Source organism: Vibrio sp. A37, from assembly GCF_059777565.1.
In genome coordinates this window covers 237,471-250,291 of the sequence record NZ_JBLNLI010000001.1, presented here as the reverse complement: position 1 = coordinate 250,291, position 12,821 = coordinate 237,471, and the positions used below count along the sequence as shown (strand labels likewise).

11 protein-coding genes are annotated in these 12,821 nt (G+C 40.7%); 4 read left to right on the top strand and 7 right to left on the bottom strand.

All coding sequences use genetic code 11. The features are described 5' to 3' along the window. Positions 1 to 26: 26 nt before the first annotated feature. Positions 27 to 2,207, top strand: coding sequence for a 1,4-alpha-glucan branching protein GlgB (glgB, locus tag ACM2FC_RS01095; protein WP_498478970.1), 2,181 nt, complete (start codon positions 27 to 29; stop codon positions 2,205 to 2,207). An 87-nt stretch (positions 2,208 to 2,294) separates the two neighbouring features. Here glgB and ACM2FC_RS01090 read toward each other — a convergent pair whose 3' ends face one another. Further along, positions 2,295 to 3,032 carry a substrate-binding periplasmic protein gene (locus ACM2FC_RS01090; RefSeq protein WP_498478969.1) on the bottom strand — a complete coding sequence of 246 codons (738 nt, stop codon included), beginning with the start codon at positions 3,030 to 3,032 and terminating at the stop codon, positions 2,295 to 2,297. Between the two features lie 185 nt (positions 3,033 to 3,217). On the opposite strand from ACM2FC_RS01090, the gene ACM2FC_RS01085 reads away from it, so the two are divergent. Together ACM2FC_RS01085 and ACM2FC_RS01080 are read left to right on the top strand one after the other, a co-directional pair. Next, positions 3,218 to 3,595, top strand: coding sequence for an MAPEG family protein (locus ACM2FC_RS01085; RefSeq protein WP_498478968.1), 378 nt, complete (start codon positions 3,218 to 3,220; stop codon positions 3,593 to 3,595). 17 nt (positions 3,596 to 3,612) lie between these two features. After that, positions 3,613 to 4,134, top strand: a complete 522-nt coding sequence (locus ACM2FC_RS01080; RefSeq protein WP_498478967.1) for a DNA mismatch repair protein — start codon at positions 3,613 to 3,615, stop codon at positions 4,132 to 4,134. A 62-nt stretch (positions 4,135 to 4,196) separates the two neighbouring features. On the opposite strand, the gene ACM2FC_RS01075 is transcribed toward ACM2FC_RS01080, so the two are convergent. From ACM2FC_RS01075 to ACM2FC_RS01065, 3 genes are all read right to left on the bottom strand, one after another. Continuing rightward, positions 4,197 to 4,700 carry a VPA0510 family protein gene (locus tag ACM2FC_RS01075; protein ID WP_498478966.1) on the bottom strand — a complete coding sequence of 168 codons (504 nt, stop codon included), beginning with the start codon at positions 4,698 to 4,700 and terminating at the stop codon, positions 4,197 to 4,199. Positions 4,701 to 4,912: 212 nt separating this feature from the next. Further along, the gene (locus ACM2FC_RS01070) at positions 4,913 to 6,166 is read right to left on the bottom strand and encodes a hypothetical protein (protein WP_498478965.1); all 1,254 of its coding nucleotides are present in this window, start codon (positions 6,164 to 6,166) and stop codon (positions 4,913 to 4,915) included. A 500-nt stretch (positions 6,167 to 6,666) separates the two neighbouring features. Continuing rightward, positions 6,667 to 7,620, bottom strand: coding sequence for an AEC family transporter (locus tag ACM2FC_RS01065; protein ID WP_498478964.1), 954 nt, complete (start codon positions 7,618 to 7,620; stop codon positions 6,667 to 6,669). A 344-nt stretch (positions 7,621 to 7,964) separates the two neighbouring features. Between ACM2FC_RS01065 and ACM2FC_RS01060 the strand changes: the two genes are divergently transcribed. Beyond that, positions 7,965 to 9,353 (top strand): SLC13 family permease, encoded by a 1,389-nt coding sequence (locus ACM2FC_RS01060; protein ID WP_498478963.1) that lies wholly within the window; start codon positions 7,965 to 7,967, stop codon positions 9,351 to 9,353. 46 nt (positions 9,354 to 9,399) lie between these two features. On the opposite strand, the gene ACM2FC_RS01055 is transcribed toward ACM2FC_RS01060, so the two are convergent. The 3 genes from ACM2FC_RS01055 to ACM2FC_RS01045 form a co-directional block, all read right to left on the bottom strand. Next, positions 9,400 to 10,971: a methyl-accepting chemotaxis protein gene (locus ACM2FC_RS01055; RefSeq protein ID WP_498478962.1), complete on the bottom strand. Its 1,572-nt coding sequence runs from the start codon at positions 10,969 to 10,971 to the stop codon at positions 9,400 to 9,402. 9 nt (positions 10,972 to 10,980) lie between these two features. After that, positions 10,981 to 11,514, bottom strand: a complete 534-nt coding sequence (locus tag ACM2FC_RS01050) for an SCO family protein (protein ID WP_498478961.1) — start codon at positions 11,512 to 11,514, stop codon at positions 10,981 to 10,983. Between the two features lie 180 nt (positions 11,515 to 11,694). After that, positions 11,695 to 12,336, bottom strand: a complete 642-nt coding sequence (locus tag ACM2FC_RS01045; RefSeq protein ID WP_498478960.1) for a DUF2057 family protein — start codon at positions 12,334 to 12,336, stop codon at positions 11,695 to 11,697. Positions 12,337 to 12,821: the final 485 nt, after the last annotated feature.

Here is a 12,821-nt window from a genome sequence, read left to right as displayed (position 1 = left end):
GAAAGTTTGGTTAGGGAGAAATAACTTTGAAAACGATAGTGAAAGATAAAAAGACAGAGGTGTATAACCAACTTTCACAAGCGACGTACTCTGATCCGTTCGCATTCATAGGGCCATATGTCAAAGAATCTGGTGTAGCGCTTCGAGTTTGGATGCCTGGAGCTGACTATGTGAGATTATTGGTTGAAGGTGAGTCTGCAATATCTCTTCATAGAGAAGGTGAATCTGGATTTGTGTTGAGAAACGAAAGAGATCTGCATTTTACTCATTATAAGCTGCTCGTTGGCTGGCCTGATTCTGAACAAATTATTGACGATCCATATCAATATCACTCTATTTATGCTGAGTACGACGATCTGCACACACCAATCCATATGTATCATCATATGGGAGCTCAATTCGTGACACTTGAGCGAGACGGACAAAACATTTCCGGCACGCGTTTCTTAGTGTACGCGCCACATGCTGAAGCATGTAGCCTCGTTGGCGAGTTCAACCAATGGGATGGACGTAGGCACCCAATGCAGCGCCTAGACTACGGTATCTGGGGATTGTTTGTGCCGAATCTACCTGAAGGCTCTAAATACAAGTTTGAAATGAAAGGGCCAAATGGAGAGGGGCTACCACATAAAGCTGATCCGTGGGGATTCCTTGCGGAGCAGCATCCGTCTTTTGCCTCTGTTACGTATGATCACGATCGATACCAGTGGGAAGATCAAAAATGGCAAAGTCGTCCTGTAACGGAAAAACGCAAAGAAGCTTTATCGTTTTATGAATTGCATGCAGGATCTTGGCGTAGAGATCAGCAAGGTCAATTTTTAAACTATCGTGATCTCGCCGATCAGCTGGTGCCTTATCTTTTAGATCTCGGGTACACTCATGTTGAATTGATGCCAGTCTCTGAATATCCATTCTACGGATCTTGGGGCTACCAACCTGTAGGACTTTTCGCTCCAACAAGTCGTTTTGGTTCACCCGATGATTTTAAATACTTTGTTGATACCTGCCACCAAGCAGGGATCGGCGTAGTGCTAGATTGGGTTCCAGCCCATTTCCCATCCGATGATCATGGCTTGGCGAATTTTGACGGCACTCCACTTTATCACGATCCTGATCCTCGTCGTGGATGGCATCAAGATTGGAACTCTTTTATTTACGATCTTGGTCGAGAACATGTAAGAAGATTCTTAGTCTCAAATGCTCTGTATTGGTTTGAACAGTTCCATATCGATGGTATTCGGGTCGATGCTGTCGCATCTATGTTGTATCTAGACTATTCTCGTAGCCATGATCAGTGGGTACCCAACGTTGATGGTGGGAATGAAAACTACGATGCGATTGCTACGTTAAAATGGATGAATGAGGAAGTGTACAAGTACTTCCCTAATGCAATGACAATCGCAGAAGAGTCAACGGCATTCCCTGGTGTCTCTCAACCGACATTCTTGGGTGGTCTAGGCTTTGGTTTTAAGTGGAACATGGGATGGATGCATGACAGCCTTTCTTACATTAAAGAAGATCCTGTGCATAGAAAGTATCATCACAATACCATTACTTTTCCGCTGATTTATGCACACAGTGAGAACTATATCTTGTCTTTGTCCCATGATGAGGTGGTATATGGTAAGGGCTCGATTCACAACAAGATGCCAGGTGACGAGTGGCAACAAACAGCCAACTTAAGAGCTTACATGGGCTACATGTATGGTCAACCGGGTAAGAAATTAAACTTTATGGGTGCGGAATTTGGTCAGACTGGAGAGTGGGATCATGATAACCAATTGCAATGGTTCTTGCTCGACTTCGAACGCCATAAAGGAGTGCAATCTTTAACTCGAGATCTAAACCAACTCTATCGTACTGAACCTGCTTTGTTCGATATGGATAGTGAACCAGGCGGTTTTGAGTGGAGACTACAGGACGCAGCAGATGCAAGTGTACTCGCTCATGAACGTATCAGTGCCGCTGGTGAGCGTATCATAGTGATCACCAACTTTACGCCGGTACCTCATGAAAGGTTCCGTTTGGGCGTTCCGAACAAAGGGAACTACAAATTGCTACTCTCTACTGACGATAAAAAGTATCACGGCAGTCAGTATGAAGTAGTGTCTGTTGCGCAAACGGAAGCGATTGAAAGCGAAGGTTTATCGGATTCTCTTTCCTTAAAACTTCCTCCGTTGTCGACACTTTTCTACAAGCTAAGTTAGCTTGTACTCTATTGTTGATTTTATCGCCCGATTTACAGTGTGAATCGGGCTTTTTGTTTCTTGTTCATTTGTCCTTAAGGCAGACTATCACTGCTTATTCATGTAGTCGTCCATGATCTTATTCACGTCTATTTTGGATAACCCTTGATCGACGATACCTTTCCATCGCTTCCCTTCAGAGTCGTCAGTAAAAGCGATATATAGCCCTTTCTCGGCGAGAAGCTTTGGATTCATAACCAGATCATTCTTGTATTTCTTTAACTCTGGCGTATTCGCGGTGAGATATTTGAGCACATTGCTATCAATCACTGCCAACGGCACTCGTTTAGTTGCGACCTTTTTCAAGTTAAGCTCATCTGATTTAGCGGCATCTGCTTGTATTTCTCCTGAAGCGACCATGGCGTCGAAATCTGCAGTATTAACATAACCACGTACCACTCCGATTTTGTAAGATTTAAGATCAGATAACTTTGACCAAGTTACAGGTGCAGTTTTATTTTCTACAAACCCCAGCGGTCCGGTACCAATCTTGTTTGAAAAGAGAATATCCGTAGAGTCAAATTTATACTCAGGAAAATAACCCGCGATATTTTTGTCAGTTTTGGCAAGGTGCACAGTTCGTGACCATGGATAAAACTTTACTACCAATGTATGACCCATAGACTCAACGGCAGCCCTGACTACCGCAACCGATGCGCCTTGTTCTGGCAATGATTTTCCTGAATACGGTGGCCATTCTAGTGAGGTCAATGTAAGTGTGTCGGCTTTTATGGAGCTCGACAAGGCTAATACTAGAACACAGATAGTAATCTGAATTTTATACATGGCTTTTCCCTTTGTGATATTCCTTTAGCTTAGTAATTATAGGTTGAATATCGTGCACGAAGGTTGAAGGTGAAAATTACTTCTTGCTGGACAAGTCAAAGTGATATCAATTGCCTGACACCTTTTATCGTTCGAAGCAATTTCTTCTACACTAATTAAACAGCTTGAATAACGGGTGCAATCACATGGTTACAGCTCTATATGCTTCAGTGTTAGCGGGTCTGATGGTTTGGCTGTCATTTAAAGTCATCAATCAACGTAAGTCGTCAAAAGTGCCTTATTCAGATGGAGGAGTAGATGAATTGATGATAGCAAGAAGCGCTCATAGCAATGCCGCACAATATATACCAATTACGCTTATTTTATTATTCTTGGCCGAATATAACGGGGCAGGGGCACTTTTGATTCACATATTTGGTACGGTATTTTTCTTTGGTCGTTGGATCCATGCCAACGCGATATTAAATGAAAGCATCTCAGGGCGAATACGAGGTATGAAAGTGACTTTTGTTTGTATTGTAGGCTTAATCCTACTTAACCTCATTTACGTGCCTTTGCTCTGATGAAAGTGGGCAATACCATGATTCGTTTTCCTCCATCTTGGGTTTTAGTTTTTATTGGTCTGATATTGAATGTACTTGCCATTCTTATGTCGAGCATTGTGTTAGATAAGCTTATTGATGAAATTAGCATGCTCAATGAGGAAAAAGAGCAAAACAAATACTCAATTCAACTTGCTTGGAACAGTGTGGAAACGTTAGAAAGAAAGCGCGAGGCGGTGTTACTTCATATTCAATCTACCTCTCCCAAGCAAATCAGCTCGATGTTACAAGAAGCCATTCAGCTACAACTGCAACACTGGGTTGGGCAACCCGTCCCACAAATCAGTGAGGAAAACCTTGCTCAGCTTATGATGCTTATTAATCAGACTCAGCAAATCCTGAGGGATAAAATTGACAACTACTATCTTGAAAATTTAACCATTACAGAAAGCGCTTTGCGCTTGGATGAAAAAATTGCTTGGTATAAAAACATTGGCCTTTTTCTACAAGTGTTTGGGCTGGCTTTGATTCTGGCCAGAGATTTAGCTAGAAAGAGCTAGGTGCAGTGTACGAAGCATGGCTCTGCCGACTCATGTATTGAACCAGCAGAGGAGCGTCTAGATTATAGCTGTGGCTCAACGACAACAAATCTGTTGGTACCTGCAATGGGTGCATACCAGTCACTTTGTTTCACGTAGAAAGTTGAGCCGCTAACAGAAACAGGAACAGTATCGTCTGGGAGAAAGTCTACAACGGTTCCCACTCTAGGCCTCGGTTTTTGAGTTGTCGTTACCGTTGTCACCTCTTTGGTTACGGTCACAGGAGGCTGCTCAACGTAAATATACTCATTGCCGCTGCGTTTGTAGTAGACGTTGTCGATTATTGCGTAGGTAATGCCCGCTAGTACAATGTAGCTAGCGCTTTTGGGCATCTTCGTATAGTAGTAGCGACGATGTGCTGGTGCTTTATAAATAGGACGATAAATAGGTTTTACTACCACCACTTTTCGGCCAGCTTTGTGATATTTATATGGTTGATTTGGCTTAGCTATTGCGAGAGTTGGGCTGAGCAGTCCCGAAAGGACGACAGCTAAAGTTCCGTTTCGTAGCTTGGCAGATTTAAACATATTTAATTCCTATCGTTTAAATGGTGTAGTAAATCTAGCAAGGCATACTTCAAGCAACGTAAAGAAAGCGTAAAGGAGTGTAAAGTCTGTAGGGCAATATTTAGTGAAAAATTAAAGACTGGTAATAAAAAGTTGGTTTAACTAGTTAATCCAATGAAAAACCTGAAACTTTAGGTTTCAGGTTTCCCAAGGTGACATAGCTTTTGAAAAGATCAGATTTTATGTTTATCTTCAGCGTAAGCATACAAGCTATTTGCCACTTTCATTAAAGCTGCGGATTGTTCTTTACTCACTTGAAGTTGCGTGTAGCCCGTTTTCTTAAACTGCTCAATCATGCCTTTAAGCACGTCGAGTTCCATATTCACACCCAACGTTGCTTTTTTGGTGTCCACAAACCATTTATCATTCATATGTTTCTTGACGCCTTTGAGGATATCCCCATTCTTTATATTGAAAGGGCTTGATGTGTCGTCCACCGTTCTCAAAATTTCGTAAATAACATGCTCTTGTTCTTTAGCGGTAGCCATAAAGCATGTATTTAACTGCAACTCGGCAACAACATTGGATTCGGGAAGTTTAATAAAGAACTTGATATCCTTGTATCCACTTTTTTGCGCACCGACATTAAATTTTTCCATTTCTTTTGTCGTACCGGAGTTATATCTGTCTTTTAAAGCTTTTTGATTATGTTTGATTGATTGAAACGCTTTGCTGTTTACTACTAAATTTTTTGCTCTGACTAAATCTGCAACACTGTTAAATATAATGGTTGCACGGGCACAGTCTTTTAAGTTTCCTACTTCAGAGCTACGTTCGCGAATAGTGACTTTCTGTAGAGCACCAGTAAAAGACTTCGCTCCTTGAAAAGGGCAAGGTGGTTTTATTACTTCCCCTTTGCTGCAATCTGAAATTGATTTAGCAAAGGAAAGAAGTTCAATCTGCGCATCAATAAAATCTTTGTATAAAATAAATAGCTGTTTAGATTTAAAACGTACATTCGCTAGCTGCTGTCTTCCACTTAGGCTCAATTTACCATTATTGGCCAGAGCTTCATTTTGATATTTTTCATCTAAATATTGAGTGAGATCTGCTCCGGGTTTAAGGCAATTAAACATGATCTCTAAGGTTTCATCTTCGCCTTTATTAAGTGGGGCGTTCGCACGATAATCATTGTAAAACTTTTTTGCGTTATTAATTTTTTCTTGGCTAATAAGGTTAAAGCCTTGACCAAAACCATTGCGACCTAAATCATTAATTTGCTTAAAAACTTGTTGCATATTCTTTTTAGCATTTTTCTGAGTTTCTTTCAGGCCATACTCCTTCATTGCTTCAGACATTAGCTTTTTATGTCTCTGTTCTTTAAATCTTTTATTAGACATTTTTTTAAAAGATTCAAAAGATGGAACATTCAATGATTCATAAATTTTATCTTGAAAAAAGGCAATTCGATCTTGAATAGAAGCCATAAGCACCTCAATATATTTAACCGGTAATTTAAATGCGTGGTAACGCAGCAATATCAAAATGAATTGATAACGATACTTTATTAAATTTGGCAGCTTCACCATTATTATAATTTAGGGTATTATTACCAATGCTAAGAAGTATACTTTCTAGCATCTCGTTAGGTATTAAAGATATTACTTCCTAACGATTGATATAATTTGGTGTTAAAAGCCATTTTTATGCGAACTGAGTTGTTATATTGATTCTTATTTTGCTATATATTAAAATTTAAATTTAGTTAAATTAATTTTTAATATAATTGATAAACTTATAGTTTAGGTTATATTGATTTTTTAGCAAATGGAATAAGCAAAATCGTTACACCGTGGTGCAAAAATCGTCCACTTGTTAATAAAGTGTTTTATGGCGAGCGTATATCTAACTTTTGTTTGCTAAGTTAAAAGACACACTACAGGCTTCATGGGTGCGTTTGCTTGAGATTAGATTAGATTAGATTAGATTAGATTAGCTTTAAGCTGAAAAGGATAAAAACCCCCAAAGTTGTCGTAATTAGTGAAAGAAATGTTGTTAGTGCAATGATATTGGCCGCCAACTTCGCATTCCCCCCCATTGAGCGTGCCATGACATAGCTAGCTGCTGCTGCCGGGCCAGCGCTCATTAAATAAATGATGCCCAATTCTTGTCCCCTAAAGTTGAGTAACACTCCTCCTAACGTTAAAAGAAATGGGCAGAGAATCAGTCGGAAAATGGTTGCAAACCAAGCGGGTTTTATCTCATGCTTCATAGCTCGAAAGTCTAGGGAGCCTCCAGTGCAAAGTAGTGCTAAAGGTAGTGTCATATTGGCAAAGTACTGACCCGCTTTCACCACCATTTGTGGCACTGGAATAGATATCGTATAAACGACTAACCCAAGTAGAATGGCTTGAATTAACGGGTTTTTAGTCAGGGTTTTTAAGATTACGGAAATCGCCTGATTTCCAGAAGAGCTAGCACTGGAAGACAGGGCTATTACCGCGAGCACATTATAGAGTAGCGTTGTACTGGCTACATAGATTGCGGCGACAGCAATACTTGAATGGCCAAAAGTATTGATAACGTATGCTAAGCCAATGATGCCAGTGTTAGCTCGAAATCCACCTTGAACAATGACGCCGCGATCTTTGGGATTGGGATAGAATTTTTTCGAAATAATAGAAGTTAAAATAAAAAAGCCTATATTCGCTACGAAGCCGTACAAAATGAGTGATGTGCTGCCAGAGAAGTCTAAATTGGAGGTAACGATACTTAAAAAAAGCATGATTGGTAGAGTGATCTTGAAAACTAATTTCGAGCCTACATCAATAAAATTTTCGTTGATCAGCCCGATATGTTTTAGATATATACCCAAAAAAAGCATAAGGCAGATGGGGCCAGTGATTGAAACTGAGAAAGATAACTGATGCAGAACATCCATTGATTAAGCCTGTCTCCCAGAGAAGGTTATACCCATGCAAGATACAACAATTATTTGGTTTGTTTGGGTACAAAAATAAGATTAGTTTTCTGAATATTACGCGAATATTCAATCGGATTCACTGACAAATAAGTCAAACAGAATAGAGCAAATAACCACATTTTGATTGGGGTAACGTTTTTATACCCTGAATTATTCTCACTTAAGATTATATGTGATCATATGTAATTGAATTCCCACTTTAAGGGTTAGCCCTTGTTGAGTCAGCCTGCCCAAAAAATCTACAAATTATGCTCAACGGGAATTTACGCCGAACTATCTGTGCGAACTAAGGAATAATTCTAATGAACAGAAATGATGATACTCCTCTCCCTACAAACACGAGCGAGTGGTTTTTTAATCGGAACAGTATAATCATAATTGCTGATATATTATTGTTTTTATTACTCTATTATACTTTACCTTTCGATCCCCAAGTTGTGCTTGGGTTAAGTATGCTCTGCTTTATCGCTGTACTTTGGTTAACTGAAGCGTTGCATGTGACGGTCACTGCTATTTTGGTTCCAGTCATGGCAGTGTTGCTCGGGATCTTTAATACTCAAACTGCACTAAATAACTTTGCGAATTCGATTATTTTCCTATTTTTAGGGGGCTTTGCATTGGCAGCGGCAATGCATCGACAAGGACTGGATAAAGTTATAGCAGACAAAGTTCTTGTGATGGCTCGTGGGAAGATGAGCGTAGCTGTGTTTATGCTGTTTGGCGTGACTGCTGCTTTATCAATGTGGATCAGCAACACAGCCACTACCGCAATGATGTTACCTTTGGTGTTAGGGGTTCTCAGTAAAGTCAACTCGGAAAGTGGTCACAAAACATATGTGTTTGTCTTGTTGGGAATTGCCTACAGCGCAAGTATTGGAGGGATTGCAACTGTGGTTGGTAGTCCACCGAATGCGATTGCAGCAGCGGAAGTTGGTCTGAGTTTTACCGACTGGATGAAATTTGGACTGCCCACATCAATAATCTTACTTCCAATCGCTATTGCAGTATTGTTCTTCACATTAAAACCCGATTTAAAAGGCGAGTTTGAACTGAACCACGAAGCAGTTAACTGGGATAAAGGTAAAGTCGTAACACTGGCGATTTTCGCATTGACGGTTGTAATGTGGATATTTAGCAAGCCGATTAATAGCATGATAGGAGGGTACGCTAAATTTGACACTATCATCGCATTAGGTGCCATTATTCTCGTGAGTTTTGCACGGGTTGTGCACTGGAAAGATATCGAAAAAACGGCCGACTGGGGAGTTCTACTGCTATTTGGTGGAGGAATTTGCTTAAGTAACGTATTGAAAGCAACCGGAGCGAGCGTATTTCTTGCCCATGAGCTGAGCAATTTGATATCAGATTTTGGCATCTTTGTGGTGATTCTAGTTATTGCAACGTTTGTCGTTTTCTTGACTGAGTTCGCCAGCAATACAGCAAGCGCTGCTTTGCTTGTTCCGATATTCGCATCAGTTGCAGAAGCTTTTGGCATGTCTCCTGTAATTCTTTCCGTACTGATCGCAGTAGCCGCTTCGTGTGCGTTTATGCTGCCGGTTGCCACTCCACCAAATGCAATCGTATTTGGTACCGGACACATAAAGCAGACAGAGATGATGAGAGTCGGGATTATTTTAAATATTGCCTGTGTTATCGCTCTAACGCTAATCGCTATGGCGCTCTGGACATAGCGCATCAAATGAGCGAGGCATTATTGCCTCGCTCTTATCTACAAACTTAAGGTTTAACAGTTTGAAAAGCTGAGAGTAAGGTTTCTAGCTTATTGGCCTGAGACTGAAACTCGACCGCCATTTCTTTACTGTGTTCCGATTCTTGCAAGAACTCTTCAGAGAGGGAGTTAACAGTGACCACGTTCTGATTTACGTTGTGAGTAACTTCTGTTTGCTCACTTGCAGCGGAAACAATCTGTGCGGCTTTTTCAGATATAGTTTGAATGGATGATGCGATTTGCTCAAAACTGGAGGTAGCATTCGAGACATCTTCAACACTAGTTTGTGCTAAGGAATGGCAGCTTTCCATTGTAGACACAGCGGAATTCGTCGCTGATTGGAAATTAGAAACCATACTTGAGATTTCTTCTGTTGAGTCATGAGTTCTTTGTGATAACACGCGCACTTCATCTGCCACAACAGCAAAGCCTCGGCCTTGCTCTCCAGCCCTTGCCGCTTCGATAGCAGCATTGAGCGCCAACAAGTTTGTTTGCTCAGCAATTCCCCGAATCGTTGCGACAATGGTGTCAATTTGCTCACCACTTTTTTCTAATTCAGCTATGATATCCGACGCCACATTGACTTGCTCAGCAAGCTTGTGGATAGACTCTTTGCTCATAGTGGCCATTCTTCCACCTTCTTCACTAATCTGCTCAGTGGAGCGTGAAATAGCGGCTGTCTCCTCCGCATTCTCAGCAATACTGGCCGCAGAGGATGCCATATTGTCGACAGAGTGAGTAATCACTTTCATTTCTTGCTGCTGCTTATCAGAACGTTCAGAATGTTGAATAGACGAGGAAGCTGTATCTTGAGCTTGCTCTCCGATGACTCTTGTTACCCCGTGAAGACTATCCATTATATCTATCAGTCGCTGGAAAAAGCCCCTGACACTTGTGAGTAATACTGAATCCATGTCTGTGTCGCTCGGCACAACTAAGTTCCCTTTTGCCGCTTGTTCAACGGAGCCTATAACGATACTCGATTCTACGAACTGACGATTCCCTTCATAGATGTAGTATGTAGAGACAGATAAAGCTAACAGAGCGCATACCACGTGATAAATGAGGGGCGCAAACAAACCAATGTTGCTTTCTGCTCCCCAAGAAAATACTTTTATTGGGCTACCCCAAAGTTCTATCCCTGCATATTGACAGTAAGAGAGAGTAAGGTGGTGAACGACAGTCGTTAACACCAGTACAATGACTGGTGTATAGTCTCGATAGCGGTTGAGGATTGCAAAGTTTATAAAAAATAAAAAGTGTCCTTCGCCAAGTCCATTAGATTGCTGAATCGCTATTGCCATCATACCTGTAAGAATCGTTGCCATGATCACTCGAGATATTGCGCTTCCCGCACAAGTGGCATAGGCGATAGCTGCGAGCACAGCTAACCCGCCCCCACCAAAGATGCCCAATAAGAAGTAGCCATTTTGCCAAGGTGTGAGAGCACTCAGAAAGACGGCGTAGGCAATGATGACGTAGAGCAGAAGTTTGTCGGCTCGTTTAAAATCTTCAGTGAACTTATCTTTTAGCTCTGGAGATAAATTAGAGTCGTAACAGTAGAATAGACTTTTCAACATAGGCTAACCTCATAAATAAAATTCCTTGGTTAAGGCTTCAATGGAAAACGAATTTGGGTTATAGGTCTTAACAACCCACCAACGGCCATTGCGTCGCTCCAAAATGTACGTTCTCCCTTGGTGTTTTATAAGTTCGCCATGCTGACTAATATTAAGCCCAAATTGAGATTTCATCTTGGCTGAGTCGGTCGTTGAAATATGGCGACCGACAAATTTAGGATGAAACTGCTGGGCATATTGTTGAGAAAGAGATGGTGTGCTGTTTGGATCAATATCGACAAATATAACTTGTGGTTGATTGTCGAGTTTTCGTATCGATTGGCTGATGTTGGCCAGTGTTAGAGGGCAGACATCGCTACAGCCAGGAAAACCAAAGAACACAATTGCTGTTGTAGCATCATTATTATCAAGAAAATCTCCAGCAACGGATTTATTGTTTACCATCGGCAATGTACTAATCGACACAATAAAAACTAGTACAATGACTAGAATAAAGCCCCCGAATAGAGTTTGGCCCCATCGAGACTTAATAGAGAGATCCATTTCTCCGCCTCATTTATTTTGCTGAACTTTTTCAACCACAATAGTTATCTATTTTCGCTGTGCTGTGGTTGTATGGGTAAGTATAGACGAAGAGATACCAATAAATTTATGGAGGAAAGTAGAAGTTAGTAGGGCAAGATAGGGAGAATGCTGGCAGCCTATACTGCCAGCAAATATAAATTAATGTTGTTCAACGTATTTTTTGAATTTTGCTTTGGTTGCAGCATCCGCTTTTGCGTACCAGAAATGGAGCATTTCTTCAGCTGTATTTTTCCCTTTTACTTCTTTTAGCTCTCCTTGCTGTACAGCTCGTTGAGTTAAAGTTAGTGCTGTAACGATGGCGGCAGGTCCACCTTTGGTGTTGTAATCCTGGGCTTCACGTGGGTAGTTGCGACCGATTTGCACGCCTTGCTTGATGAGGCGGTCTTGTTCAACAACTAGCTTGTTGTCGTTTTGATCGACTAGGTTCCATTGAAGGTTGTTAATATTTTTTTGCGCTTGGCTAAGCGTGTTGTATTTTGTAAATACGAAATGAAGCTTGGCATCTTTGGCGTTAAATTTGGCAATAATCGCTTGGCTCTCGACCGTTACACGATCTTTACCTTTGTCGAAGTAGGGGGCATATTTAAATACGATTTGGTTGTCACCATTTGGCAGAGTAATGGTTTTGTTGGAAGAAAACATGCTGCCCTCTAGTTGAGGTGCTTCACTATTTGCCGCTAAAAATTCAACCGTATCAGGAATCGTAATGGTTACCTTTGCTACAGCAAAAGTACTAAATACCATTGCCAATAAAAATGAGGCGGGTTTAATGAGTTTCATTCTTTATGTCCTATTAGATTCTGTCATGCAGAGACTGCCTAGCAAATGAAAATATTGCAAACTATTTCGCCAGCCAAGAAGTATCTTTAATAGAATCTTTACAGACGGATTGGATGACTTCTGTGTTTGCTACATAGTGGGAGGACATTGTTTATTGCTGACAGGGGCAAAGGTACGAATACTTGGCTGGTGGTTAACTTTTCTAACATACTTGTTATTCAGAACGTCATATTTGCACTATTTTGGTATTTGTTGTGAAAATATTCACCAAAATGATCCTTTTAAGGGAAAATTATTTCTATATATTCAGGGTGGATGTTATTTGTCTTTGTTATTGTATTTTAATCGCTAATGATAGTTGTTTATTTCCTATTTTTTCAATCCATGCATTTGATTACTTATTGGTCAAGTTTTAACTTGTTGTCTTAATTGAGGTTTTTTTGACTTTATTGGCCTAAATTCTGCAGTTGGTTAATTAGGAAGGT

What these genes read in the sequence shown, in the direction of transcription:
- ACM2FC_RS01045 (WP_498478960.1), bottom strand. Translation starts at nt 12,336, where the DNA reads ATGAAACTCATTAAACCCGCCTCATTTTTATTGGCAATGGTATTTAGT.
- ACM2FC_RS01055 (WP_498478962.1), bottom strand. Translation starts at nt 10,971, where the DNA reads ATGTTGAAAAGTCTATTCTACTGTTACGACTCTAATTTATCTCCAGAG.
- ACM2FC_RS01060 (WP_498478963.1), top strand. Translation starts at nt 7,965, where the DNA reads ATGAACAGAAATGATGATACTCCTCTCCCTACAAACACGAGCGAGTGG.
- ACM2FC_RS01080 (WP_498478967.1), top strand. Translation starts at nt 3,613, where the DNA reads ATGATTCGTTTTCCTCCATCTTGGGTTTTAGTTTTTATTGGTCTGATA.
- ACM2FC_RS01075 (WP_498478966.1), bottom strand. Translation starts at nt 4,700, where the DNA reads ATGTTTAAATCTGCCAAGCTACGAAACGGAACTTTAGCTGTCGTCCTT.
- ACM2FC_RS01090 (WP_498478969.1), bottom strand. Translation starts at nt 3,032, where the DNA reads ATGTATAAAATTCAGATTACTATCTGTGTTCTAGTATTAGCCTTGTCG.
- ACM2FC_RS01050 (WP_498478961.1), bottom strand. Translation starts at nt 11,514, where the DNA reads ATGGATCTCTCTATTAAGTCTCGATGGGGCCAAACTCTATTCGGGGGC.
- ACM2FC_RS01065 (WP_498478964.1), bottom strand. Translation starts at nt 7,620, where the DNA reads ATGGATGTTCTGCATCAGTTATCTTTCTCAGTTTCAATCACTGGCCCC.
- ACM2FC_RS01070 (WP_498478965.1), bottom strand. Translation starts at nt 6,166, where the DNA reads ATGGCTTCTATTCAAGATCGAATTGCCTTTTTTCAAGATAAAATTTAT.
- ACM2FC_RS01085 (WP_498478968.1), top strand. Translation starts at nt 3,218, where the DNA reads ATGGTTACAGCTCTATATGCTTCAGTGTTAGCGGGTCTGATGGTTTGG.